The sequence below is a fragment of the Caulobacter sp. genome, assembly GCF_965279145.1.
Taxonomy (GTDB): domain Bacteria; phylum Pseudomonadota; class Alphaproteobacteria; order Caulobacterales; family Caulobacteraceae; genus Caulobacter.
Map to the genome: position 1 here is coordinate 167,569 of NZ_OZ257139.1, position 24,267 is coordinate 191,835.

Genomic DNA, 24,267 nt, shown 5'->3' on the forward strand with positions numbered 1-24,267 from the left:
CGGCGAGGGCGGCCCTTGTTCATGCGTTGGCGCGTGAACTCAGACGCCGGTCTTGATCTGCTCGCGCGCCTGGGCCAGCAGCTCGTCCATCTTCATGCGAACCTCGGCTTCGGACACCGAGACGCCCGAACCCTTCAGGTCGCCGGAGACCTTGCGCAGCACATCCTCGTCGCCGGGCTGTTCGAAGTCGGACTTCACGACGGCGCGCGCATATTCTTCCACCGTGGTCAGGCCCATCAGGCCGGCGGCCCATTCGCCCAGCAGGCGGTTGCGGCGCGCGGTCGCCTTGAATTCAAGCTCTTGGTCGTGAGCAAACTTGTTTTCGAAAGCCTGTTCGCGGTCGTCGAAGGTGGTCATGAAGGCCCCAATGTCGTGTGGAGTCCGCCAATTCTACACGAAGCGGGCGGGCTCCAACTGAAATATCTGTGGTGCGATGGCCGCCGAAACCGGCACCCAGCCTCGGCTATCGCGATCTAGGCGGCTGCATATCCCGTGACGGGCGCCGCCGCAATCGGCGGATACGTCGCGGGTTCGGTTTAGGCGTTCGAAGCTGAACGGAACCTGACCCCGCGTTTGCGCGCCGCCCGTCATTCAGATAAGTTCCGACTGACATTTTTAGTGAGCGGCCTTGAGTCGAACGCCGCGCGCAGCTATCCGCCGCGCGCGCTTTTCGTTTCTTCGACGAGGACGCGCTTCGCATCCATGAAGGGCCTCGACGAGAGCCATGACCACCCGCCGCAAGAAGATCTACGAAGGCAAGGCGAAGATTCTGTACGAGGGCCCCGAGCCCGGCACCCTGATCCAGTACTTCAAGGACGACGCCACCGCCTTCAACGGCGAGAAGAAGGCCCAGCTCGAGGGCAAGGGCGTCATCAACAACCGCATCAGCGAGTACGTCATGACTCGCCTGAACGGCATCGGCGTGCAGAACCACTTCATCCGCCGCCTGAACCTGCGCGAACAGCTGATCAAGGAAGTCGAGATCATCCCGCTCGAGGTCGTGGTGCGCAACATCGCCGCCGGCTCGATCGCCACGCGCCTGGGCCTGACCGAAGGCCAGCCCCTGCCGCGTTCGATCATCGAGTTCTACTACAAGGACGACAAGCTGAACGATCCGATGGTCTCCGAGGAGCACATCACCGCGTTCAACTGGGCCGCCACCCAGGAAATCGACGACATGATGGCCACGGCCCTGCGGGTGAACGACTATCTGTCGGGCCTGTTCAGCGGCGTCGGCATCACGCTGGTGGACTTCAAGATCGAGTTCGGCCGCATTTATGAAGGCGACTTCTCGCGGATCATCCTGGCCGACGAGATCAGCCCCGACAGCTGCCGCCTCTGGGACAGCCAGACCAACGAGAAGCTGGACAAGGACCGCTTCCGTCGCGATCTGGGCAATGTCATCGAGAGCTATACCGAGGTGGCCCGCCGCCTGGGTATCATGAAGGAAATGCCCACCGTCATTCAGGGCGGCATGCATTAGCCCATTGGAACCTTCTCCCAGAGGGAGAAGGAGGGGCCCGCGCCGCAGGCGCGGGAGGATGAGGGGTTAAACCCTCTCCGGTTGGCCCCGTAGCCCCTCACCCGCCCATGCCGCGCATGGGTCCCTCCGTCTCCCTCTGGGAGAGGGTCGAAGAAGGTCGAACTTGATGAAAGCCAAGGTCCAAGTGTTCCTCAAGCCCGGCGTCCTCGACGTTCAGGGCAAGGCGGTCGAAGCCGCCCTGCATGGCCTGGGCTGGGCGGACGTGAAGAATGTCCGCGTGGGTCGCACCATCGAGTTCGACGTCGCCGACGGCGACGCCGAAAAGGCCAAGGCCGAGGTCAAGTCGATGTGCGACAAGCTGCTCGCCAATACCGTGATCGAAAGCTATTCTGTCAGCTTGGGCTAACGGGATACGCCAATGGGCGAAGCCACAAACGACCTGATCTATGAGGTCCTGAAAGCCATCCAGAACGATGTGGCGCAGGTTCGTTTGGATGTCCGCGAACTCAAGGCCGAACTTCAGGCCATGCGCGGGCATATGCTGGCGACCCATCAGGACGTCGCCAATGTCTATCTGGCCCTGGATCGTCAGGACGGCCGCCTAAACCGCATTGAACGCCGGCTGGAGCTCTCCGAACCTGTCCTCTGAGGCAGGCCGTCAAGCGCTGAAGCTGACCCTCAGGGTCATCAGGCTGGTTTCCCGGATCGGTTCCAGATCGAGGCCGGGATCCACCAGCATCTGGGTGCTGAGACCCAGCAGCAGGGCCCCCACCATCAGGGCGGCCGCGTCGGCGTTGAGGCCCTGACGGATCACGCCCTCGGCCTGCCCCCGCAGGAACATCGCCTCCAGGCGGGTTTCCACCTCCTTGTGCACGGCGGCGAACGGTCCGCGCAGGTCCGAGACCTCGGCCACCGCCCCGGCCATCAGCACGAAATAGGCGCGCATCTCTCCATCGTCGGCCAGATTGCGCAGATAGATGTCGACGAACCCCAGGATCGCCTCCAGCCCGTTGGCGCAGTCCAGCTGGCGATCGGCCAGCAGATCCTGCAGCCGCGTCTGAAGCCTGACGATCAACGCCTCGATCAGCCCCTGCTTTGAGCCGAACCGCTGGCTGACCAGCCCCCGGCTGTAGCCCGCCCTCGCCCCGATATTCTCGAAGGTGGCCGCGGCCATGCCGCGCTCCACGATCAGCTCGGCCGCCGCGCGCAGCAGCTCGCTTTCAGACTGCTGACGCCGGTCGGACTGGCTGCGACGGACAAGCGGAACCTTAAGGGTGGATGTCATCTTGCGAAGGCTACTTATTTGTTGAACAACTAGCAAATAACAAAGGCGGCCGCAGAGCCGCTCCCGGAGGAGCCAGGAGTTCGCGCATGACCATCCCCGTTGATATCGCAAACACCATCGTCGACCCAAAGGCCTATGCCGACGGCGATCGCATCGACCAGGCCTTCGCCCGGCTGCGCCGCGAAAGCCCGCTGGAGGTGGCCCAGCCCGACGGCTTCGATCCTTTCTGGGTGGTCACCCGCCACGCCGACATCCTGGAAGTCGAGCGCCAGAATGAGCTGTTTCACAATGGCGACCGCGCCACGATCGTCACCAATATCGAGGCCGACAAGAAGGTGCGCGAGATGATGGGCGGCTCGCCCCATCTGGTGCGCTCCCTGGTCCAGATGGATAATCCCGACCACTTCGCCTATCGCCGCGTGACCCAGGGCTCGCTGTTGCCGCAGAACCTGCGGACCCTGGAGGCGCGGATCCGCGAGATCGCCCGGGGGTTCGTCGACCGCATGGCCGCCCAGGGTGATCGCTGCGACTTCGCCCGCGACGTGGCCTTCCTCTATCCGCTGCACGTGATCATGGAGGTCCTGGGCGTGCCCGAGGCCGACGAGCCGCGCATGCTGAAACTGACCCAGGAGCTGTTCGGCAGCGCCGACCCCGATCTGAACCGCGACGGCAAGATCGCCACCAACGTCAATGAGGGCATCGACAGCCTGCAGTCGGTGATCATGGACTTCATGATGTACTTCAACGCCATGACCGAGGATCGCCGGGCCAATCCGCGCGAGGACCTGGCCAGCATCATCGCCAACGGCAAGATCAACGGCGAGCCGATGGGCCACCTGGAGGCGATGAGCTACTACATCATCGCCGCCACGGCCGGCCACGACACCACCTCCTCGACCACCGCCGGCGCGCTGTGGGCCCTGGCCGAGAACCCAGACCAGTTCGCCCGGGTCAAAAACGATCCCAGCCTGATCCCCGGCCTGGTCGAGGAGTCGATCCGCTGGGTCACGCCGGTGAAGCACTTCATGCGCACCGCCACCGCCGACGCCGAACTGGCCGGCCGCAAGATCGCCAAGGGCGACTGGCTGATGCTGTCCTACCCGTCGGGCAACCGCGACGAGGCGGTGTTCGAGGATCCGTTCAGCTTCCGTATCGACCGCACGCCCAACAAGCATGTGGCCTTCGGCTATGGCGCCCACGTGTGCCTGGGCCAGCACCTGGCGAGGATGGAGATGCGGGTGCTGTGGGAGGAACTGTTCGCCCGTGTCGAGAGTGTTGAACTGGACGGCCAGCCTACCCGCATGACCGCCAACTTCGTCTGCGGCCCCAAGGCCGTGCCGATCCGCTTCAAGATGCACTGAGGCGACCATGAGCGAGCCCTTCAAGGTCTGGCAGTGCCGAACCTGCGGCTACATCTATGACGAGGCCGAAGGCGATCCGGGCGAAGGCCTGGCGCCCGGAACCCGGTGGGCGGACCTCCCCGCCCACTGGATCTGCCCGCTGTGCGGCACGCCCAAGTCCGACTTCGACATGATCGAGCTGTAGGGTTCAGACTCAATTCCAGCGCAAGCCTCTCAAACCCTCACCCCGTTTCCCCGGCGAAGGCCGGGGCCCAGATCCATCCTGAGCGTGTGGGGGTGATGCGCCCTCAAAAGCGCGAAACCGACCCAATCTGTGGGCTCGATCTGGATCCCGGCTTTCGCCGGGAAGACGGAAGATGGGGTAGCTCATCGCGCAATTGAATGTGGACCCTAGCAACAGCCCCTTGCCCTCGAAGCTTCGCCACACAATGTTCGGTTGGCGACCTTCAGGAGAAAACCATGAGCGCGACGTTCCACCTCGCGCAGGTCAATATCGGTCGCCTTCGCGCGCCGATCGACGATCCGATGATCAAGGACTTCGCCGACAATCTCGACGCCGTGAACGCCATCGCCGAGGCCTCGCCCGGCTTCGTCTGGCGGCTGACCGGCGAAGGCAACAACGCCACCGACCTTGCCCCCTACGAAGACCCGCTGATCGCCATCAACATGTCGGTCTGGGCCGACATCCCGTCGCTGGGCGCCTTCGTCTATCGCGGTGACCACGTGAAGATCATGCGCCGCCGCCGCGAGTGGTTCGAGCATATGGACGTGTTCATGGTGCTGTGGTGGGTGCCGGCAGGCCACCGCCCGACCATCGACGAGGCCAAGGAAAGGCTGGCGCTGCTGGAGGCGCTGGGCCCCACGGACCGCGCCTTCACCTTCAGGACGCCCTTCCCTGCGCCCGACGCCGTTCCGGTGACGCCGGTGCTGGATGAATGCGGAGCCTAGATTTACCGCCCCCAACCGCTGACAGCCGGTGCGAACGGTGCTACAGGCCCGCGCCATGAAAGCCGCCGTCATCGTCTTCCCGGGTTCCAACTGCGACCGCGATTGCAAGGTCGCCATCGAGCGCTCCGCCGGAGCCCGCGTCGAGATGGTCTGGCACCAGGAGACGTCCCTGCCGGACGACCTGGACCTGGTGGTCCTGCCCGGCGGTTTCTCGTACGGCGACTATCTGCGCTGCGGCGCGATGGCGGCCCAGAGCCCGATCATGAAGGACGTCGTCAAGGTCGCAGGCGACGGCATGGCCGTGGTCGGCATCTGCAACGGCTTCCAGGTGCTGTGCGAGGCGGGCCTGCTGCCCGGCGCCCTGCTGCGCAACGAGAAGCTGAAATATATCTGCAAGCCGGTCGAACTGGACATCGTCAACAGCCAGACCCGCTTCACCGCCGAGTTCGGCGAACAGCGCGAGGCGGTGATGACCGTCGGCAACGGCGAAGGCAACTTCTTCGCCGATGAGGAAACGCTGGACCGCCTCGAAGGCGAGGGCCAGGTCGTGTTCCGCTACAAGGACAATCCCAACGGCTCGGCCCGCGACATCGCCGGCATCATGAACGCCAAGGGCAATGTCCTGGGCCTGATGCCCCACCCCGACCGTTCGTTCGACGCGGATCTGGGCTCCGAGGACGGCGCGATCCTGTTCCGCAGCATTTTCGCCAGCGCCTAGATCTGTCATCCCGGCCAAGCGCGCAGCGCGCCGAGCCGGGACCACCGGAAACACTAAGCCTGTTGCGGTCCCGGGTCTTCGCTCCGCTGCGCCCGGGATGACAGACTTAGACGTTACATCATAGCACTCCGCGAAAACCGATCCTAAGGTGCGCGCCTCGTATTGGAGGGCCATCATGAGTCTCGTCACCACCCTGCGCGCCGGTCTGCTGGCCGCTGTCGCCCTGACCGCCGTCGCAACCGCGGTTCACGCCCAGACCCCGGCGATGACGCCGGACATCGACGGCAAGTACGTCGCCGCCAAGGTCGGCTTCGACTACGAAAAGCGCGTGGTCATGGTCCCCATGCGCGACGGGACCAAGCTCTATACCGTCATCGTGGTCCCCAAGGGCGGCAAGAGCCTGCCGATCATGCTGACCCGCACGCCGTACAACGCCGCCAAGCGCGCCGCGCGCAACGACAGCCCGCACATGCTGGCCGCCATGCCCCAGGGCGACGAGCCCTTCGTGGCCGACGGCGGCTATATCCGCGTGTTCCAGGACATCCGCGGCAAGTATGGTTCCGAAGGCGACTATGTGATGACCCGGCCGCTGAAGGGGCCGCTCAACTCGTCCGAGGTCGACCACTCCACCGACGCCTATGACACCATCGACTGGCTGGTGAAGAACGTGCCCGAGACCAACGGCAAGGTCGGCATGCTGGGCAGCTCGTATGAGGGCTTCACGGTGGTGATGGCCCTGGTCAATCCGCACCCGGCCCTGAAGGTCGCCGCGCCGATGAGCCCGATGGTCGACGGCTGGATGGGCGACGACTGGTTCCACCACGGGGCCTTCCGCCAGCCCAATTTCGACTACTTCACCGGCCAGACCACGGTGCGGGGCGCGGGCGAGAGCGTTCGTCGCTCCGGCTATGACGACTACGCCAATTTCCTCAAGGCGGGCTCGGCCGGCGACTACGCCAAGCTCAATGGCCTGGACCAGCTGCCGTGGTGGAAGAAGATGGTCGAGAACGCGGCCTACACCCCGTTCTGGAGCCAGCAGGCCCTGGACAAGACCATGTCGGACCAGCCGCTGAAAGTGCCGACCATGTGGATCCAGGGCCTGTGGGACCAGGAAGACATGTGGGGCGCGGTCCACGCCTATGCGGCCACCGAGCCCAAGGACGCAGGCAACGACAAGAGCTATCTGGTGCTGGGCCCCTGGCGGCACAGCCAGGTCAATTACGACGCCTACAACCTGGGTCCGTTCAAGTGGGACGGCGACACCGCCCTGCAGTTCCGCCGCGACGTGCTCAAGCCCTTCTTCGACCAGTATCTGAAGGACGGCGCGCCCAAGGCCGACACCCCGCCGGTGCTGATCTACAACCCCGGCGCCAATCACTGGGACCGCTTCAAGAGCTGGCCGCTGTCGTGCGAGAGCAACTGCCAGGCCAAGTCCAAGCCGCTGTATCTCGAGCCCAATGGCGGTCTGTCCTTCGCCGCCCCGGCGGCGGCCAAAGGCGCGGCGGCCTATGACGAATACGTCTCCGATCCGGCCAAGCCGGTGCCCTATCTGCCGCGTCCCGTGCGCTTCGCCGACGGCGATCGCTGGAAGCAGTGGCTGGTGACCGACCAGCGCGCCTTCGCCGACCGCCCCGACGTGCTGACCTATACGACCGAGCCGCTGGACAAGCCGCTGACCATCGCCGGCGTGCCCAAGGTCAACCTGACAGCCTCGACCAGCGGCACCGACGCCGACTGGGTGGTCAAGCTGATCGACGTCTATCCTGACGAGGTCCCCAGCCAGCCCGAACTGGGCGGCTACCAGCTGGCCGTCGGCATGGACATCTTCCGCGGCCGCTATCGCGAAAGCTTCAGCGAACCCAAGGCGCTCAAGCCCAACACCCCGCTAAAGTACCAGTTCATCCTGCCGACCGCGAACTACACCTTCCAGCCGGGGCACCGGATCATGGTGCAGGTCCAGTCCAGCTGGTTCCCGCTGTACGACCGCAACCCGCAGACCTTCGTGCCCAACATCTTCCTGGCCAAGCCGGCCGACTATGTGAAGGCGACCCAGCGGGTGTTCCACGCCGGCGACACGGCCAGCTTCATCGAGCTGCCGGTCGTCGAGAAGTAGCGACCAGGAAAAAGGGCCGGCGAATGATCGCCGGCCCTCCACCTTCGGAAGCTGTGTGTCGCGTCAGCGATCGCGCCGCACGTCGTCGTCGCGTTTCAACTGATCGGACCTGGCCGCGCTCGCGGCCTGATCACCCTGACCGCCGGGATTTCGTCCCTGTTCGGGCAGCTTGGGCCGGCCCTGCTGCTGTTGCTGCCCGGGGGCCTGTCGGGCGGGGTCGTTCTGCTGTTGCGGGGGATTGCGATTGTTATCGGCCATCGGCTTTGCTCCTTTGCACAGCGCGCTTGTGGCGCACGATGAAAGAACGGTCCGCGCCGGGGGGCGTTCCTAAGGCTCCGCTGCCTTAGTTGCGGCTTAGCTTCTGAATCTTCACGGGTTTCGCGAGGATCTGCCCCTTCAGATAGGGATCGTCCGCCTTGCTGACGGTGGGCGCGTCGTGGATCTGGCGCACCACATCCATGCCCGAAACCACCTTGCCGAACGCCGCGAAGCCCTGGCCGTCCTTGTTGCGCGCGCCGCCGAAATCCAGGGCCGGATTGTCCCCCAGGCAGATGAAGAATTCCGAGCCCGCCGAACCCGGCGCGTCGCGCGCCATCGAGATCACGCCGTCGGTGTGGCGGATGCCGGTGACCCGGGTCGTCTCGTGGGCGATGGCCGGCAGCGGACTGTCGTCGCGATTCAGCCCGCCCTGGATAACGCTGATGGTGGCGGGATTGTTGTCGTTCTTCGGGCCCACCGTCCGATAGAAGCTGCCCCCGTCCAGCAGATGCCGGTCGGCATAGGCCAGGAAGTTGGCGACGGTGATCGGCGCCTTGTCGGGATAGAGCTCGACCACGATCGGCCCCAGCTCCGTGGCCAGGGTCACGCGCACCGGCCCCGGCGCGGCGGCGACCAGCGGCAGGGTCGCCAGCCCCAAGACGAGGGCGCGGCGGCTGGTGGCCAGGGCGATTGAGCTTGGCATCGACGGATCTCCAGGCCGCGCCACGACGCGACTCCCTTGTTTTCGCCGACAACACCGCCCCCGGCCAGTCGCCTTTTCGCACCCGTCGCCCGGACCGGGCTCGCGCCGCTGGAGAGGACGTTGGATCGCCGGCGGGATCTGGCGGCCTAGTGGGGGCAACGAGACGACGTCCGGCCGTTCGCCCACGCGCGCGTTCGAGACGCGGAGACAGACCTTTGGGGGGTCCGATGAGCGTTCCAGAGCCGACCAGTGGCGTGCCCGTCTGGGCCCGGAAACGCCGCAGGCAGGGCAATCCGCTTGTCGGCCTGGTGCTGGTCCCCCTGGCCCTGTTCGGCGCCGCGACGGCCGGCCTGGCCATCCACGACAAGTCGTTCGCCGCCGCCGGCGCCCGAATGGACGGCTGGGTGGTCCTGGCCCATGAGCGTGTCAGGGAAGTCCTGCACGAGGCCGCCGCGCCAGCTGCGGACAAAAAGGCCGGCTGATCGCGTCAGATCCGGCGATCGGCGCGTCTGCTTGGTGGCGGAATCCATGAGGCCGCGCTAGAAGGCGCCCTCATGAGCACCCCCTCCGCCACCCCCGCCCAGACCGCTCCGAAGTCCATGGCCGATATGGCCCGCGAATTCGGTCTCAACGCCGAGGAATACGGCGTCGTCCTCGACCGCCTGGGCCGCGAGCCCAACCTGGTCGAGCTGGGCGTGTTCTCGGTGATGTGGTCCGAGCACTGCTCGTACAAATCCTCCAAGAACCAGCTGAAGAAGTTCCCGATCACCGGCCCCCGCGTGATCTGCGGACCGGGCGAGAACGCCGGCGTGATCGATATCGGCGACGGCGACGCGATCATCTTCAAGATGGAAAGCCACAACCACCCCTCGTACATCGAGCCCTATCAGGGCGCGGCGACGGGCGTGGGCGGCATCATGCGCGACGTCTTCACGATGGGCGCGCGACCGATCGCCCTGCTCAACGCCCTGCGCTTTGGCGATCCTTCGCACCCCAAGACCAAGCGTCTGGTCGACGGCGTGGTCGCGGGCATCGCGGGCTACGGCAACTGCGTGGGCGTGCCCACCGTGGCCGGTGAGACCAATTTCCACAGCGGCTACAACGGCAATATCCTGGTCAACGCCATGTGCGTGGGCCATGCCGAAGCCGACAAGATCTTCTATTCCGCCGCCCCGGGCGCGGGCCTGGCCGTGGTCTATTTCGGCTCCAAGACCGGCCGCGACGGCATCCACGGCGCCACCATGTCGTCGGCCGAGTTCTCCGAAGACTCCGAGGAAAAGCGCCCCACCGTCCAGGTCGGCGACCCCTTCGCCGAAAAGCTGCTGATCGAGGCGACGCTTGAGCTGATGGCCACCGGCGCCGTCGCCGCCATTCAGGACATGGGCGCCGCGGGTCTTACGTCGTCGTCGGTCGAGATGGCCGGCAAGGGCGGCGTCGGCATCGAGCTGAACATGGATATGGTGCCCCAGCGCGAAGAGGGCATGAGCGCCTACGAGATGATGCTGTCGGAAAGCCAGGAACGCATGCTGGCGGTCCTCAAGCCCGGCCGCGAGCACGAAGGCCACGCCATCTTCGAAAAGTGGGGCCTGGACGCCGCCGTCATCGGCCACACCACCGACACCGGCCGTCTGGTGCTGAAGCATCACGGCGAGACGGTGTGCGACGTGCCGCTGGCCCCGCTGTTCGACGACGCGCCTCTGTATGATCGCCCGTGGGTCCAGCCGACCCTGCATCCGCGCCTCGACCCGGCCAGCATCCCTGCCCCGACGGACTGGAACGCCGCCGTGCTCAAGGTCGTCGGCAGCCCCGACATGGCCTCCAAGCGCTGGCTGTGGGAGCAATATGACCGCCACGTGATGGCCGACACCCTGGAAGACAGCGCCACCGGCTGCGACGCCGGCATCGTGCGCATCCACGGCAAGGGCAAGGCCATCGCCGTGACCAGCGATGTCACCCCGCGCTACGTCCAGAACGATCCCTATGAGGGCGGCAAGCAGGCCGTGGCCGAGGCCTGGCGCAACCTGACGGCCGCCGGCTCGCTGCCGATCGCCATCACCGACAATCTGAACTTCGGCAGCCCTGAAAAGCCCGAGACCATGGGCCAGATCGTCCGCGCCACCGACGGCATGGCCGAGGCCTGCCGCGCGCTGGACTTCCCGGTCGTGAGCGGCAATGTCAGCCTCTACAACGAGACCAATGGCGTCGCCATTCCGCCCACCCCGACCGTCGGGGCCGTGGGCCTGCTGGAAGACTATGACCTGCGCATGGGCTTCGGCAATGTGGCCGAGGGCGATGCGCTGATCCTGATCGGCGAGACGCACGGCGAACTGGGCGCCTCGATCTATCTGCGCGAGATCCTGGGCCGCGAGGATGGCGCCCCGCCGCCGGTCGACCTGGCCGCCGAGCGCAAGCATGGCGACTTCGTGCGCGACCTGATCCCCACCGGCCTGGTGGCCGGCCTGCACGACCTGTCTGACGGCGGCCTGCTGATCGCGGCGGCCGACATCGCCCTGGCCAGCAAGGTCGGGATCACCCTCGACGCCGCAGACGCCCTGCCGGCGCAGGCCTATCTGCTGGGCGAGGACCAGGCGCGCTATCTGGTCGCCACGCCCGATCCGGACGCGGTGCTGGCCGCCGCCAAGGACGCCGGCGTCCCGGCCCGCGTGGCGGGCGTGGCCGGCGGCGACGCCTTCGCCTGCACGAATCTGTTCAGCATCCCGGTTGAGACCCTGCGCGCCGCGCACGAGGCCTGGATGCCGGGCTTCATGGGCGCGGCCGCGTAATGCGCGCGCTCATCGCCTCAGCGACTCTCGCCGTCCTGCTGCTGGCGGGCTGCGCGCCCACGGCGCCCGGGCCCGCGCCCGCCGCTCAGACCACCGAGGCCGCCTGCGCGGCGCGCGGCGGCGTCATCCAGAAGGCGGGCAAGCTGCAACTGCCGACCTGCGCCATTCCCTATGCCGACGCCGGCAAGGCCTGCACCGACAAGGCTCAGTGCCAGGGCGCCTGCATCATCGAGGGCAACCTGGAGGCCCAGGGCGCCGTCAGCGGCCAATGCCAGAAGACCAGCGTCCAGTTCGGCTGCTTCGCCAGGGTCGTGAACGGTCAGGCGACCGGCGCAATCTGTATCGACTGACGGCGCGCCCTGGGGCGCCCGCGAAACGCCGGCCGGGAGAGATCCCGGCCGGCGTTGGCGTGTCAGGGCATCAGCACGGTATCGACGACGTGGATCACGCCGTTGGACTGCAGCACATCGGCGATGGTGATCATCGACTTGCCGCCCTTGGCGTCCGTGATCGCCCAGCCCATGCCGGACTTGGACACGGTGAGCGTCTCGCCCTGGACCGTGGTCAGGACGGCCTTGCCGCCATTGGCCTTGGCCTGGGCTTCGATGTCGGCCGCCGTCAGGCGACCGGCCACCACGTGATAGGTCAGGATCGTGGTCAGGGTGGCCTTGTTCTCGGGCTTGACCAGGGTCTCGACCGTGCCGGCCGGCAGCTTGGCGAAGGCGGCGTTCGTCGGCGCGAACACCGTGAACGGACCAGGACCCGACAGGGTCTCGACAAGACCAGCGGCCTTGACGGCGGCGACCAGCGTCGTGTGATCCTTGGAGTTTACCGCGTTCTCGATAATATTCTTCGACGGATACATGGCCGCCCCACCGACCAGCACAGTCTTGCCATGCCCCATGGACGCATGATCCATTTGGGCAAGAGTGGGACCGGCAAGCGACATCGACAGCACGCCGACAGCGGCGAGCACCAACGACTTCTTCATAGGATCGTCTCCGAGAGTTTTACTGGTCCGTTGCTGGGACGAAGACAGCTACGAGACCAAGGCGCGTGAGGATGCGCGAGGCGGTGAAATCTTTACGCGATCACGGTCGGAGCGCCGTCAGGCGTGCGCCCGCCCCGACCAGCGGGCCACCGCTTCCAGCAGCTTGGCCGGATTGATGGGCTTGCCCAGGTGGTCGTCCATGCCTGCGGCCAGGCAGCTGGCGACCTGCTCGGGCAGGACATTGGCGGTCATGGCCACAATCGGGATATTGCCGCCCGCGTCGCGGGTCAGCTCGCGGATGCGCCGGGTGGCGGTCAAGCCGTCCATCCCGGGCATCTGAACATCCATGAGCACCAGATCATAGTGGCCCCGGCGCACGGCCTCCACGCCGCCGACGCCGTCATTGGCGGTTTCGACCTCGATCTCGAAAGGCTCGAGCATGGCGCGGACCAGTTCGCGATTGACGGCGTTGTCCTCCACCAGCAACAGCCGAACCGGCTGATCGGTCTCCGGCGCCGCCGGCTCCTCAAGTGAGGCTGGAGCCGTGGTGAGATCGCGCAGCGGCGCCCGGATCTCGAACCAGAAACACGAACCCTCGCCCGGTCGGCTGTCGGCGCCGATCGCGCCATCCATCTGCTCGATGATCCGACGCGAGATGGCAAGACCCAGTCCCGTACCGCCAAATCGCCGGGAGACCGCAGCGTCGGCCTGCGAGAAACGCTCGAAGACGCTGTCCAGCTGATGCGGGGCGATGCCGATGCCGGTGTCACGCACCTCGACCCGCAGCAGGCCCAGATCGCCCTCCAGCCGCTGCTCCAGCACGATCTCGATACGGCCCACGCTGGTGAATTTCACGGCGTTGGACAGGAAGTTCAGCAGCACCTGGCTCAGGCGGGGCCCGTCGGCCTCCATCGGGCGCGGATCCTCGCCCCGCGTGGTGACGGCCAGTTCAAGTCCCTTGGCCCGCACCTGATCCTCGACCAGCGCCGCGCAGGAGGCGACCAGGGCCCGGGGATCAAACGGCTGGGGGTCCAGCTCGACACCACCAGCCTCCAGGCGCGAGAAGTCGAGCACGTCGTTGACGACGCTGAGCAGCGTATTGCTGGCGTCCTGGATCAGGCCCACATGCCGGGCGTCGCGCTCCGACAGGGTGCTGGAGCCGCGCAGCACCCCGGCGAAGCCGATGATGGCGTTGAGCGGCGTGCGCAGCTCGTGGGTCATGTTGGCCAGGAAGTCGGACTTGGCGGCGGCGGCGGCCTGCGCCAGCTCCAAGGCCTGGGTCAGCTCCAGTTCGAGCTTCTTGCGCTGGGTGACATCGCGCGTGGTCACCAGCAGTTCCTGCTCGGCGCCGGGAACGCGCGAATAGGTGCTCTCGAACCAGATCGGCGTGCCGTCCTTGCGAGCGCTCTCGTACTCGTAGACCTTGGCCTCGCCGCCCGGAACCAGGGAGGCCACGAGCTTCATGATCGCCTGATAGTCCTCGGCGCTGGTCATGGCGGCAGGCGGGAGCGACTGCCATTCCGCGATCGAAAAGCCGGTGAGCCGCTCGATCGAGGGCGACATGTAGAGCCGCTCGCCGGTCCGGGACCACAGATTGATGTTGTCGGTCAGGTTGTCGGAGAAAAGGCGATAGAGGCGATCGCTTTCCCGCAGACGCTCCAGCGCGTCCTCGGCCTCGGCGCGGCGGCGCTCGGCCTCCTCGATGGCGATCTTCTGGGCGGCCATGCTGCCCGACAGCTCGCGCTCAAGGCGGAGAAGGCCCTCTTTGCGGACGTTCAGGAAATAGGCCAGCGGAACGCCGATCACCAAGGCTACGACGAAGGTGGCCAGCGGCGAATAGGCGGCGGGGTTATGGGCGATCAGGATATTGACGATGTAGTCCGACGCCATCGCGAGGCCGACGATGACCACGACCGTCAACGCGGTTTTGAAGACCGTGGCGCGGAGCATCGATTTGGAGATCGCGCGCATCCCTCTGTGAATCACCCTGTCGGATCCATTTAAGGGCAGATGCCGCGATTTAACCACGCGCGCGACAATTCGCCGCGCGCGCAGAGGGGCTTTCCGAACTCAAAATGCGTCGCGGGCGTAAAGGGCTCGGCGGCGAGCCTACCTGTGGGCCACCTGGTCCAATCCCTTTTCCAGCGCCTGGCTCGCCGCGATCACCGTCACGATCGACCGCTTGAAGAAGTCCTGCGGGATGGTTTCGAAGTCGTCCGTGCTCTTGTGATATTCGGGGTGATCCTCGACCCCGAAATACACCCACGGCACGCCCTTTTCGCCGAAGGCGTAGTGGTCGGACTGGTCGGTCCAGTTGTTGTGCTTGCCGTCCGCGTCGGTGTCGTGACCCTGCCTGAGGGTGACCGGCGCTGTCGCCGCCACCCTGTCGAGGATCGGCTTCACGGACGGGAACGGCGTCGCGCCGCTGACATAGAGCTCGTTCCTGGTATTCTTGCTCAGCATGTCGAAATTGACGTTCAGCGCGATGGTGGACAGCGGCACGGGCGGATTGGCGACGAAGGCGCGCGCGCCGCGCAGGCCGCCCTCCTCGGCGTCGACCACCGCCAGGATCACATCATGCTGGGGAGGATTGGCCTTGAAGGCCTCGGCCACCGCCAGCAGGCCGGCGACGCCCGAGGCGTTATCGTCGGCGCCGTTGAAGATCTCGCCGTCCCGGACGCCCAGGTGGTCATAGTGGGCCGAGACCACCATGGCCTTGCCGCCCTTGTCCGTTCCCGGGATGCGGGCCACCAGGTTGACGGCGTTGACCTTCGTCCCATCGCGCTTGGCATAACTGAACGGCTGCTCGAAGCTGGCCCCGATCGGCGCCAGGCCGATCTGCCCAAACCGTTCCAGGATATGGGCCCGCGCCGCCGCCGAGCCCGGCGTGCCCGGCGCGCGCCCCTGCATGGCGTCCGAGGACAGGATCCTGACGTCGTCAAGCGCCTTGTCACCGGGACCGGCGAGGGCCGGCGCGGCGACGCCCAGCACGAAAAGCACGGCGATCGGCGCGAGCCGGAGAACGAAGTTGGATGTCATGACGACCGTATGCCTCGCGTCGGGTTCGAGGAGGAGTTAAATCCTCTTAACCGTGGGCGACCGCCGAAACACGTCCTATTTGCCGCCTGTATGCCCGTTCTTAAGGATTGCGGGCGATACAACCCCTTCAAGGATTGGAGTTTTCTCCCGTGCCCATGTCTCCCGCCGACCTCGAAGCGCGCCTTCACACCGCTTTCCCCGACGCCGAGATCGTTCTGACCGATCTGGCCGGCGACGGCGATCACTACAAGGCCCGCATCGTTTCTCCGGCTTTCCGGGGCCTGAACCGGGTCAAGCAACACCAGATGGTCAACCGCGCCCTGGCCGATGTGCTGGGCGGAACGCTGCACGCCCTGGCTCTCGAAACCCTGGCCCCGGCGGACTGATCGATGCGCTACCGGCCGTTCGGCAACTCGGGCATGACGGTTTCGGCGATCACGCTTCGCCTGTCCGACCAGTCGCGCCTGCGCGCCGCTGAATGGCGGACCCTGATTTTCACGGCCATTGAAAACGGCATCAACAGCTTTCAGATCGACGGCGAGTCGCCGGACCTGCTGCGGGGCGCGGCCGAAGCCTTCGCCTCGGTCGAGCGGCGGCTGCTGTTCCTGACCTGGCGCGTGCGCGACGAGGACGGCCAGGTGACGCCGGCCGTCATCGACGCCATGATGGCTGCGGCCTCCGATGATCTGGGCCTGGACTATCTGGACCTCGTCCTGATCAACGATCCGCAAACCCCCGAGCCGCCGGCGGCGGCCAATGCCGCGCTTCGAACGCTGCGCGAGGGCCGCGCGATCCGGGGCCTGGGCGTCGCCAGTCGGGGCGACGTGGATCCCGGCCTCATGGCGTCCGGCCTGGTCACCGCCCTGTCGTCGCCCTTCAACCTGTCGTCGGGCTGGGCCGAGCGCAATCGCGTCCGCGCCGCCGTGAGACAGGACCTGGCCGTGATCGGCGAGGATTTCTGGCCCCAGGCCCTGCGCGAGACGGGCGCCAAGCCCATCTTCCAGAAGCCCTCGCTGTGGCGGCGTCGCAGCGATCCGCTGGCCGATGTCGGCGGCTACGACTTCCTGACCAGCACGCCCGGCTGGAGCGCCGAGGACATCTGCCTGGGCTACGCCCTGACCGAACCCTCGCTGGCCACGGTGCGGATCACCGCCGACACCCCGGCCGAGGTCGAGCGCCTGGCGGCCGTGGTCGAGCGCGACCTGCCCAACGGCGTGTGCGCCCAGATCGAAATGGCCCGCTTTTCCGCCCAGGAGCGCGAACGCGCCGCCGGCCGCGGCTAGAGGTCACGCGCCGCACTTGACCCCGGCCCATGCGGCGCCTAGCTGAAGGGACTTGCAAGGACCTGCCCGCCATGACCGACGTCGCCTCCTCCCCCGCCCTCGACTTCATCGCCAAGACCGTGGCCGACCACGCCGTGGTGCTGTTCATGAAGGGCGTTCCCGACCAGCCGCGCTGCGGCTTCTCGGCGGTCAGCGTGCAGATTCTCGACCATCTTGGCGTCGAGTTCATCGGCGTTGACGTGCTGCAGGACGACGACCTGCGCCAGGGCATCAAGACCTTCACCGACTGGCCCACCATTCCCCAGCTGTATGTGAAGGGTGAGTTCATCGGCGGCAGCGACATCATCCGCGAGATGTTCCAGTCGGGCGAGCTGAAGACCCTTATGACCGATCAGGGCCTGATCGCTTCTTGAGCCGAGTCTTCGTCCCGCCGGGCGACGCCTTTTCCCTGACCTTCACGCCCACGGCGTCAGATATCGACGCCAACGGCCACGTCAACAACGTGGTCTATCTGGGCTGGGCCCAGGACCTGGCCATCGCCCATTGGGAAGCCTGGGCCTCGCCCGAAGAGCGGGCGCCCTGGAGCTGGGTCGCGCGTCGGCACGAGATCGACTATCGCCGTGAACTGCTGCCGCACGAGGTCGCCACCGGCTACACCTGGGTGGGCGAGCTGAAGGGCCCGCGCTTCGAGCGCTATGTCCGCATCGACGGCCCCGACGGCGAGATGTGCGCCCAGAGCCGCACCGACTGGGTGCTGATCGACATCGCCGCCCGGCGTCCCGCGCGGGTGATGGACTGGATGGTCGAGCGGTTCACGCCAAAGGCGTGAACCTTCGCTGCATTCTTTCATTGTCATCCCGGAAGCCTCGCAGAGGCTCTCCGCTTCGCTGCGGCCGGGATGACAAGCTAGATTAGTTAGAAGGATTGGCCACCACGAAGCGCTCGCCCCGCCGCAAGCCCAGCTCTTCATAGCCGAACACCAGATCCACCGTCCCCACGTCTCCGAACCGGCAGGTCTCCAGCCGCCGCCGCGCGAAGGCCAGAACCGTCCGGCCGCCCACACGATCCAGCCGGAACACGATGTCCGCCTTGACCGTGCAGCCTCTGGACGCGAACCGAACGGTCAGTCCCTCGCGCCCGGCCGTCACGGCCACGGTCTCCAGTTCGGGCCAGCTTTCATGGGACGCCATCAGGCTGGGCCGCGTCGCGCAGCCGGTCGCTATCAGCGCCAGGCCGGAAGCCAGAATCGATCGACGCGAGAAAGACATGGACGACCGTCACACCCCAGGAGCCGGGCTGATCCTTGGGGAGAGACGGTCCATGCGCAATGGTGTTGTTGACCGGCGGCCTAGCTCCAGGGCCCCGGCCGGCGGGGCGTGCTGACCGGCACGGCCGTGCCCACGCGACGCGCATGCGTTCCCTGCCCCACGCCCAGCGCCAGCAGCGCCTCGACGCGGTTGTGGGTGGCCGGGTGGGTCGAGAACAGGCTGTCGGCGCCCTTCCCGTTCAGCGGGTTGATGATGAACATGTGAGCCGTGGCCGGATTGCGCTCGGCCTCGTGGTTCACCGCCCCGCCGCGCGCATAGGCCTCGATCTTCGACAGAGCCCGCGCCAGGGCGGCGGGGTCGCCGCCGATCTGCGCGCCGATGCGGTCGGCCTCGTATTCGCGCGAGCGGCTGATGGCCATCTGCACCAGCATGGCCGCGATCGGGGCCAGGATGGCGATGGCGATCGCGCCGATCATCCCGCCGGGACGGTCGTCGTCCTCGCGCGAGCCGCCGAAGAAGAACGCGAAATTGGCCAGGGCCGAGATGGCGCCGGCGATGGTGGCCGTCACCGTCATGGTCAGGGTGTCGCGGTTCTTCACGTGGGCCAGTTCGTGGCCCATGACGCCGGCGATCTCGTCGCGGTCCAGCATGGCCAGCAGGCCCGTCGTGGCGGCGACGGCGGCGTGCTGCGGGTCGCGGCCCGTGGCGAAGGCGTTGGGCTGGTCATTGTCTATCACGCAGACGCGCGGACGCGGCAGACCGGCCCGGTCGGCCATGGCGTGGACGTCGATGGCGTAGTCGCGGATGCGCCGGTCGGGATGGGTCTCGTCGACCTCGACCGCGCCATAGGTCTTCAGCACGATCTTGTCGGCGTTCCAGTAAGAGAAGGCGTTCAGGCACACGGCGAAGACCAGGGCGATCAGCATGCCCGTGGCGCCGCCCAGCAGAAAGCCCGCCGCCATGAACAGGGCGGTCAGGCCGGCCAGCAGCATGTAGGTCTTGAAGTGGTTCATGGCTCTTTCGTCAGTCGAAGATGTCAAACAGGTCGAAGCGTTTTTTCTTGTGATGGCCGGGCTGGCCATGGCGGTAGCGGTCGTCGTCCTTGTAGCGGCGCGGCTCGTCATGGCGCGGCTGGGCGTATTCCCGGGGAGCGTATTCCCTGGGGCGGGGGGCATAGGCGTCCTGCGGGGGCGCGGCCTGGGCTGTGGCTTCGGCGTGTTCCAGGGCCATCAGCTTTTCCAGCTCGCCGCGATCCAGCCAGACGCCCCGGCACTTGGGGCACATGTCGAACTCGACGCCGGCGCGTTGCACGGCCTGCATCGAACCATCGCAGTTGGGACACATCAGTAGCGGCATGGACGGGGCTCCTATCCGTTGGGGATGGGTGCTCTCGACGCTGATCCGGACCGAGGGGGAGAGGGACAACCGGACCCATGCATCGAGAACACCCGATGCGGTCCGACATCACGAGTGCTTGCATCACTCGCCAGAGGGGCCCGGCCCGCTTCTAGAAACTAGGGAGCCAAAAAGCCGGTTCAAGGCGGCGACGTGAAAAAAGATCAAAGATGCTCCCCCTCTGGAGGTGCTGTCGCGGAGCGACTGGGGGGCTACGCGGCCTGAACGGAGCTGCCCCCCCCGGCCCTCTGGGCCACCTCCCCCAGCGGGGGAGGATCTGCACAACATGCAAAGAAAAAGGCCCCGGATCGCTCCGGGGCCTTTCCGTATCTCTTCGAGGTCGAAGGGCTTCTTACGAAGCGTAGAATTCGACGACGAGGTTGGGTTCCATCTTCACCGGGTACGGCACTTCCGACAGTTCCGGAGCGCGGACGAACGTGGCCGACAGGCCCTTGACGTCGACGGTGACATATTCGGCGAAGTCGCGTTCGGCCGAGGCGACGGCTTCCAGCACCAGGGCCATGTTGCGCGAACGCTCACGGACGGCGATGACGTCGCCGGCCTTGCAGCGGTACGAGGCGATGTTGACGCGCTTGCCGTTCACGGTCACGTGGCCGTGGTTCACGAACTGGCGGGCGGCGAACACGGTCGGCACGAACTTGGCGCGATAGACGATGGCGTCCAGGCGCGACTCGAGCAGCGAGATGAGGTTTTCCGAGGTGTTGCCCTTGCGGCGGGCGGCTTCCTCGTAGGTGCGCGAGAATTGCTTCTCGGTCAGGTTGCCGTAGTAGCCCTTCAGCTTTTGCTTGGCGCGCAGCTGCAGACCGAAGTCGGAAACCTTCTGCTTGCGGCGCTGGCCGTGCTGGCCAGGGCCGTAGGACCGCTGGTTGACCGGCGACTTGGGCCGGCCCCAGAGGTTTTCGCCCATACGGCGGTCGATCTTGTACTTGGCGCTATGGCGCTTGGACATGTGTAGCTCTTCAGTTCGATCCGGGCCGGCACCTCAAGAAGTAGAAGCGCGATCTCAACGGCGGCGTCGCATCAGTCCGTCATATGATTCCACGCCGCACGGCGAGCCGGCGGCGGGAAGGCGCGGTTTATGACGGAGGGGCGACGGGGAGTCAACGCCCAGGGGCCCCTCCTTCGCGCTTAAGGCCGCACGATCGGATTGCGCACGCGGATCTTGCCGCCCCGCTCCACGCCATAGGCGTCGAGATAGAAGCGCATGTCGACGCCCTCGGCGATCAGGGCCCGGCACAGGTCGGGGCGCTTGCGGGTGAAGGTGAAGGTGGCCACGCCGTCGCGGCGCTGGGTCTCAACCGCGAAGTCGTCCAGCCGCGTGCAGCCGTTGGACGAGACGCGCACCACCAGGGCGTCCTTGTCGATGGTCGCGCCATAGATCGGCTCGAGGTCGGACTTGGTCATGTTCATCGAGACGTTCTCGTGATCGTCGGCGTCGATGATCACGCAGGCCGAGGTCGAAAGCGCCATCGCGATGACGGCGGCGAGCGGTGCGAATTTCATTGGGGGTCCCCTCCGGTGCAAACTTGACCTTGAGAGGAGCGTCCGCCGCCTGAACCCAGGATGAATTACAGGAAGTTCACAACCCGGGCGACGCCGGCGGCTGCGGGCGAACGACGTTACTTCACCTGCGACTTCCCTCTGGACGTGTATTACAATGGCGCTCGCCAGACACAGGGGAGCGCCATGGCCGTATCCGATCAGGAGATCAACACCGCTGTCGCCGTGACCGGGCGCTTCGAGAACGCCGGCGATCCCTGGCGCGGCGTCACGGGCGATTTCGACGGCATGGGCATTTCCTGCGGCGTGCTGCAGTGGAACATCGGCTCGGCCTCGCTGCAGCCCCTGGTCAAGGCGGTGGGGCAGGCGGTGGTGCTGCGCGAGGCGCCCACGATCGGCCCCGATCTCTGGAAGGCCTGCAACACGGGGGTGGCGACCGGCCTGACCCTCGTGCGCGGCTGGCAGACCGGAACCCGGCTGAAGGCGACACCCGCCAAGGAGCTGGCCAGCCTGATGGGCTGTCCCGAGATGAAGGCCCAGCAGACCAGCCGCATCCGCGTGGTCGCCGAAAAGGCCGACACCCTGGCCAAGGGCTGGGCCCAGGCTGCGGGTCGAAGCGAACGGACGCTGCAGGAACTGATCTGGTTCTTCGACCTGGTCACCCAGAACGGCGGCCTGAAGGGCCTGACCCATGCCGATGTGAAGGCCTTCATCCAGACCTCGACGCCGGGCCGCGCCGATGACGTGGTCTGCGACTGGCTGCTGGCCGCGCCGGCGGCCTGGTGGGGTCGCCTGGACTGCATCAAGAACGCCGGCCTGTGGCGCGACAAGATCACCCCGGCCCAGCTGGACCTGTTCGCCCTCAGCTATCTGCGGTCAGGGCTGAGCACCCCACGGGCGCGCGGCGTGGTCATGAACCGCAAGGGCGCGCTGGCCTTCCGCAAGGGCTGGGTGAACGGCCAGCTGTTCGACTTCGCCGGCCAGTTCTGACCGCTACAGCCGCGCGGCGTGCCAGGCCAGGTGGTCGCCGATGAAGGTGGTGATGAAGAAGTAGCTGTGGTCGTAGCCCGCCTGACGACGCACCGTGACCTTGCGGCCGGCCGAGTTGGCGGCGGCTTCGATCAGCTGCGGCTTCAGCTGGTTTTCCAGGAAGCTGTCGGCCAGGCCCTGGTCGATCAGGATGTCGTCCAGGCCGCTCCCCGCCCCATCCTCGATCAGGGCGCAGGCGTCGTGCGCCCGCCACAGGCCGCGATCCTCGCCCAGATAGGCGCTCATCGCCTTGTCGCCCCACGGGCAGTTCAGCGGCGAGACGATCGGCGAGAAGGCGCTGACCGACTTGAAGCTGTCCGGGTTGCGCAGGGCGATGGTCAGGGCGCCGTGCCCGCCCATCGAGTGTCCGAAGATCCCCCGCCGCGACGGGTTCAGCGGAAAGGCGCCGTCGACGGCCTCCAACAGGTCCTTGGTCACGTAGGAATACATCTGGAAGTGCGGCGCCCAGGGCGCCTGCGTCGCGTCGACATAGAAGCCCGCCCCCTGCCCCAGGTCATAGGCCGGATCGTCGGCCACACCTTCCCCGCGCGGCGAGGTGTCGGGCGCGACGATGGCGATCCCGTGCTGGGCGGCGTGTTCATAGACGCCCGACTTGGTGGTGAAGTTGTCTTCCGTGCAGGTCAGGCCCGACAGCCAGACCAGATAGGGAAACGGCCCCTCGCCGTCCGGCGTCCACACCGTGAACTTCATCGGCGTGCCGGTGCTGGCGCTGGCGTGCCGGCAGTAGCGCAGGGTTCCGCCGTGGACGCGGTGGGTGGCGGTGATTTCGACGGTCATGGACGTCTTCTCCCCCTTCCCCCTTGATGGGGGAAGGGTCGGGGATGGGGGTGAACAGCGGTGGCGGACGTCACTGAGGCCGCGCCTAATCCTGAAGCGGGGTCACCCCCACCCCTACCCCTCCCCCATCCAAGGGGGAGGGAAGAGTTTGCCCTAGAACGTCACCACCGTCCGGATGCTCTCGCCCGCGTGCATCAGGTCGAACGCTTCATTGATGCGCTCCAGCGGCAGGACGTGGGTGATCATCGGGTCGATCTGGATCTTGCCGTCCATGTACCAGTCGACGATCTTGGGCGTGTCGGTGCGGCCCCGCGCGCCGCCGAAGGCGGTGCCCTTCCAGACCCGGCCGGTGACCAGCTGGAACGGACGGGTCGAGATCTCTTTACCGGCCTCGGCCACGCCGATGATGATGCTTGTCCCCCAGCCGCGATGGCAGGCTTCCAGCGCCTGGCGCATCACCGTGGTGTTGCCGGTGGCGTCGAAGGTGTAGTCGGCGCCGCCGTCGGTCAGGGCCACCAGATGGGCGACGATGTCGCCGTCGATGGTCTTGGGATTGACGAAGTGGGTCATGCCGAACTGGCGGCCCCAGGCCTCGCGGGCGGGATTGATGTCGACGCCGACGATCATGTTGGCGCCGGCCAGGCGAGCGCCTTGCAGCACGTTCAGGCCGATGCCGCCCAGGCCGAAGACGATGACATTGTCGCCCGGCTTGACCTTGGCCGTGTTGACCACCGCCCCCACGCCCGTGGTCACCCCACAGCCGCAGTAACAAGCGCTCTTGAACGGCGCGTCCTTGCGGATCCTCGCCACCGCGATCTCGGGCAGGACCGTGTAGTTCGAGAAGGTCGAGCAGCCCATATAGTGGTGGATGGTCTGGCCCTTGTAGGAGAAGCGGCTGGTGCCGTCCGGCATGAGCCCCTTGCCCTGGGTGGCGCGGATGGCCGTGCACAGGTTGGTCTTGCCGCTCAGACAGCTTTTGCACTGGCGACATTCGGGCGTGTAGAGCGGGATCACGTGGTCGCCGACCGCCAGGCTGGTGACGCCCGCGCCGACCTCGACCACGACGCCCGCGCCTTCATGGCCCAGGATCGAGGGGAACAGGCCCTCGCTGTCCAGGCCGTCCAGCGTGTAGGCGTCGGTGTGGCAGACGCCGGTGGCCTTGATCTCGATTAGGACCTCGCCGGCCTTGGGCCCTTCCAGATCGACCTCGACGATCTCCAGCGGATGTTTGGGCGCGAAGGCGACGGCGGCGCGGGTTTTCATCGGCAGGTCTCCGGGAACTTGAGTCGGG

General features: G+C 66.6%; 30 protein-coding genes. 16 read left to right on the forward strand and 14 right to left on the reverse strand.

Annotated features, from left to right (window positions below; translation table 11 throughout):
• Positions 1–39 precede the first annotated feature (39 nt).
• Positions 40–357 (reverse strand): DUF1476 domain-containing protein, encoded by a 318-nt coding sequence (locus ACQY9P_RS00775; RefSeq protein WP_421737154.1) that lies wholly within the window; start codon positions 355–357, stop codon positions 40–42.
• A 367-nt stretch (positions 358–724) separates the two neighbouring features.
• Here ACQY9P_RS00775 and purC point away from each other — a divergent pair, with 367 nt between their 5' ends.
• From purC to ACQY9P_RS00790, 3 genes are all read left to right on the forward strand, one after another.
• A complete protein-coding gene (purC, locus tag ACQY9P_RS00780; RefSeq protein WP_421737153.1) occupies positions 725–1,483 on the forward strand; it encodes a phosphoribosylaminoimidazolesuccinocarboxamide synthase in 759 nt (252 codons plus the stop codon).
• 166 nt (positions 1,484–1,649) lie between these two features.
• Complete coding sequence (purS, locus tag ACQY9P_RS00785; protein ID WP_421737152.1) at positions 1,650–1,889, forward strand: phosphoribosylformylglycinamidine synthase subunit PurS; 240 nt, start codon at positions 1,650–1,652, stop codon at positions 1,887–1,889.
• Between the two features lie 12 nt (positions 1,890–1,901).
• Positions 1,902–2,132 carry a hypothetical protein gene (locus ACQY9P_RS00790; RefSeq protein WP_421737151.1) on the forward strand — a complete coding sequence of 77 codons (231 nt, stop codon included), beginning with the start codon at positions 1,902–1,904 and terminating at the stop codon, positions 2,130–2,132.
• A gap of 9 nt (positions 2,133–2,141) precedes the next feature.
• Here ACQY9P_RS00790 and ACQY9P_RS00795 read toward each other — a convergent pair whose 3' ends face one another.
• A complete protein-coding gene (locus ACQY9P_RS00795) occupies positions 2,142–2,768 on the reverse strand; it encodes a TetR/AcrR family transcriptional regulator (RefSeq protein WP_421737150.1) in 627 nt (208 codons plus the stop codon).
• An 86-nt stretch (positions 2,769–2,854) separates the two neighbouring features.
• Here ACQY9P_RS00795 and ACQY9P_RS00800 point away from each other — a divergent pair, with 86 nt between their 5' ends.
• The 5 genes from ACQY9P_RS00800 to ACQY9P_RS00820 all read left to right on the forward strand — a co-directional run bounded on the left by ACQY9P_RS00800 (position 2,855) and on the right by ACQY9P_RS00820 (position 7,908).
• A complete protein-coding gene (locus ACQY9P_RS00800) occupies positions 2,855–4,129 on the forward strand; it encodes a cytochrome P450 (protein ID WP_421737149.1) in 1,275 nt (424 codons plus the stop codon).
• A gap of 7 nt (positions 4,130–4,136) precedes the next feature.
• The gene (locus ACQY9P_RS00805) at positions 4,137–4,313 is read left to right on the forward strand and encodes a rubredoxin (protein ID WP_421737148.1); all 177 of its coding nucleotides are present in this window, start codon (positions 4,137–4,139) and stop codon (positions 4,311–4,313) included.
• A gap of 275 nt (positions 4,314–4,588) precedes the next feature.
• Complete coding sequence (locus tag ACQY9P_RS00810) at positions 4,589–5,077, forward strand: DUF3291 domain-containing protein (protein ID WP_421737147.1); 489 nt, start codon at positions 4,589–4,591, stop codon at positions 5,075–5,077.
• Positions 5,078–5,132: 55 nt separating this feature from the next.
• Positions 5,133–5,795, forward strand: coding sequence for a phosphoribosylformylglycinamidine synthase subunit PurQ (purQ, locus tag ACQY9P_RS00815; RefSeq protein WP_421737146.1), 663 nt, complete (start codon positions 5,133–5,135; stop codon positions 5,793–5,795).
• A 175-nt stretch (positions 5,796–5,970) separates the two neighbouring features.
• Positions 5,971–7,908, forward strand: coding sequence for a CocE/NonD family hydrolase (locus tag ACQY9P_RS00820; protein ID WP_421737145.1), 1,938 nt, complete (start codon positions 5,971–5,973; stop codon positions 7,906–7,908).
• Positions 7,909–7,971: 63 nt separating this feature from the next.
• On the opposite strand, the gene ACQY9P_RS00825 is transcribed toward ACQY9P_RS00820, so the two are convergent.
• Positions 7,972–8,166: a hypothetical protein gene (locus ACQY9P_RS00825; RefSeq protein ID WP_421737144.1), complete on the reverse strand. Its 195-nt coding sequence runs from the start codon at positions 8,164–8,166 to the stop codon at positions 7,972–7,974.
• Between the two features lie 85 nt (positions 8,167–8,251).
• A complete protein-coding gene (locus tag ACQY9P_RS00830) occupies positions 8,252–8,869 on the reverse strand; it encodes a peptidylprolyl isomerase (RefSeq protein ID WP_421737143.1) in 618 nt (205 codons plus the stop codon).
• Between the two features lie 227 nt (positions 8,870–9,096).
• Between ACQY9P_RS00830 and ACQY9P_RS00835 the strand changes: the two genes are divergently transcribed.
• The 3 genes from ACQY9P_RS00835 (at position 9,097) to ACQY9P_RS00845 (ending at position 12,002) form a co-directional block, all read left to right on the forward strand.
• A complete protein-coding gene (locus ACQY9P_RS00835; protein ID WP_421737142.1) occupies positions 9,097–9,351 on the forward strand; it encodes a hypothetical protein in 255 nt (84 codons plus the stop codon).
• Between the two features lie 72 nt (positions 9,352–9,423).
• The gene (gene purL / locus ACQY9P_RS00840; RefSeq protein ID WP_421737141.1) at positions 9,424–11,652 is read left to right on the forward strand and encodes a phosphoribosylformylglycinamidine synthase subunit PurL; all 2,229 of its coding nucleotides are present in this window, start codon (positions 9,424–9,426) and stop codon (positions 11,650–11,652) included.
• A complete protein-coding gene (locus ACQY9P_RS00845; protein WP_421737140.1) occupies positions 11,652–12,002 on the forward strand; it encodes a hypothetical protein in 351 nt (116 codons plus the stop codon). The genes purL and ACQY9P_RS00845 overlap by 1 nt, the downstream gene beginning before the upstream one ends.
• Before the next feature lie 62 nt (positions 12,003–12,064).
• Here ACQY9P_RS00845 and ACQY9P_RS00850 read toward each other — a convergent pair whose 3' ends face one another.
• The 3 genes from ACQY9P_RS00850 to ACQY9P_RS00860 all read right to left on the reverse strand — a co-directional run bounded on the left by ACQY9P_RS00850 (position 12,065) and on the right by ACQY9P_RS00860 (position 15,682).
• Entirely contained in the window at positions 12,065–12,643 is a 579-nt protein-coding gene (locus ACQY9P_RS00850; RefSeq protein WP_421737139.1) for a fasciclin domain-containing protein, read from the reverse strand.
• Between the two features lie 117 nt (positions 12,644–12,760).
• A complete protein-coding gene (locus tag ACQY9P_RS00855) occupies positions 12,761–14,593 on the reverse strand; it encodes an ATP-binding protein (RefSeq protein ID WP_421737138.1) in 1,833 nt (610 codons plus the stop codon).
• 159 nt (positions 14,594–14,752) lie between these two features.
• Positions 14,753–15,682: a M20/M25/M40 family metallo-hydrolase gene (locus ACQY9P_RS00860; RefSeq protein ID WP_421737137.1), complete on the reverse strand. Its 930-nt coding sequence runs from the start codon at positions 15,680–15,682 to the stop codon at positions 14,753–14,755.
• A 149-nt stretch (positions 15,683–15,831) separates the two neighbouring features.
• Here ACQY9P_RS00860 and ACQY9P_RS00865 point away from each other — a divergent pair, with 149 nt between their 5' ends.
• The 4 genes from ACQY9P_RS00865 to ACQY9P_RS00880 all read left to right on the forward strand — a co-directional run bounded on the left by ACQY9P_RS00865 (position 15,832) and on the right by ACQY9P_RS00880 (position 17,794).
• Positions 15,832–16,068 carry a BolA family protein gene (locus ACQY9P_RS00865; RefSeq protein WP_421737136.1) on the forward strand — a complete coding sequence of 79 codons (237 nt, stop codon included), beginning with the start codon at positions 15,832–15,834 and terminating at the stop codon, positions 16,066–16,068.
• A 3-nt stretch (positions 16,069–16,071) separates the two neighbouring features.
• A complete protein-coding gene (locus ACQY9P_RS00870; RefSeq protein ID WP_421737135.1) occupies positions 16,072–16,965 on the forward strand; it encodes a hypothetical protein in 894 nt (297 codons plus the stop codon).
• A 71-nt stretch (positions 16,966–17,036) separates the two neighbouring features.
• Entirely contained in the window at positions 17,037–17,378 is a 342-nt protein-coding gene (gene grxD, locus ACQY9P_RS00875) for a Grx4 family monothiol glutaredoxin (protein WP_421737134.1), read from the forward strand.
• A complete protein-coding gene (locus ACQY9P_RS00880; RefSeq protein ID WP_421737133.1) occupies positions 17,375–17,794 on the forward strand; it encodes an acyl-CoA thioesterase in 420 nt (139 codons plus the stop codon). The genes grxD and ACQY9P_RS00880 overlap by 4 nt, the downstream gene beginning before the upstream one ends.
• A gap of 82 nt (positions 17,795–17,876) precedes the next feature.
• Here ACQY9P_RS00880 and ACQY9P_RS00885 read toward each other — a convergent pair whose 3' ends face one another.
• From ACQY9P_RS00885 to ACQY9P_RS00905, 5 genes are all read right to left on the reverse strand, one after another.
• Positions 17,877–18,233, reverse strand: coding sequence for a hypothetical protein (locus ACQY9P_RS00885; RefSeq protein ID WP_421737132.1), 357 nt, complete (start codon positions 18,231–18,233; stop codon positions 17,877–17,879).
• Between the two features lie 80 nt (positions 18,234–18,313).
• Positions 18,314–19,246, reverse strand: coding sequence for a zinc metalloprotease HtpX (gene htpX, locus ACQY9P_RS00890; protein WP_421737131.1), 933 nt, complete (start codon positions 19,244–19,246; stop codon positions 18,314–18,316).
• A gap of 10 nt (positions 19,247–19,256) precedes the next feature.
• Positions 19,257–19,589: a zf-TFIIB domain-containing protein gene (locus ACQY9P_RS00895; RefSeq protein WP_421737130.1), complete on the reverse strand. Its 333-nt coding sequence runs from the start codon at positions 19,587–19,589 to the stop codon at positions 19,257–19,259.
• 391 nt (positions 19,590–19,980) lie between these two features.
• Complete coding sequence (rpsD, locus tag ACQY9P_RS00900; RefSeq protein WP_062145186.1) at positions 19,981–20,598, reverse strand: 30S ribosomal protein S4; 618 nt, start codon at positions 20,596–20,598, stop codon at positions 19,981–19,983.
• A gap of 179 nt (positions 20,599–20,777) precedes the next feature.
• Positions 20,778–21,152, reverse strand: coding sequence for a hypothetical protein (locus ACQY9P_RS00905; protein WP_421737129.1), 375 nt, complete (start codon positions 21,150–21,152; stop codon positions 20,778–20,780).
• Between the two features lie 183 nt (positions 21,153–21,335).
• Here ACQY9P_RS00905 and ACQY9P_RS00910 point away from each other — a divergent pair, with 183 nt between their 5' ends.
• A complete protein-coding gene (locus ACQY9P_RS00910) occupies positions 21,336–22,139 on the forward strand; it encodes a hypothetical protein (protein ID WP_421737128.1) in 804 nt (267 codons plus the stop codon).
• Between the two features lie 3 nt (positions 22,140–22,142).
• On the opposite strand, the gene fghA is transcribed toward ACQY9P_RS00910, so the two are convergent.
• The gene (gene fghA, locus ACQY9P_RS00915; protein WP_421737127.1) at positions 22,143–22,976 is read right to left on the reverse strand and encodes an S-formylglutathione hydrolase; all 834 of its coding nucleotides are present in this window, start codon (positions 22,974–22,976) and stop codon (positions 22,143–22,145) included.
• 153 nt (positions 22,977–23,129) lie between these two features.
• Complete coding sequence (locus tag ACQY9P_RS00920) at positions 23,130–24,239, reverse strand: S-(hydroxymethyl)glutathione dehydrogenase/class III alcohol dehydrogenase (RefSeq protein ID WP_421737126.1); 1,110 nt, start codon at positions 24,237–24,239, stop codon at positions 23,130–23,132.
• Positions 24,240–24,267 lie beyond the last annotated feature (28 nt).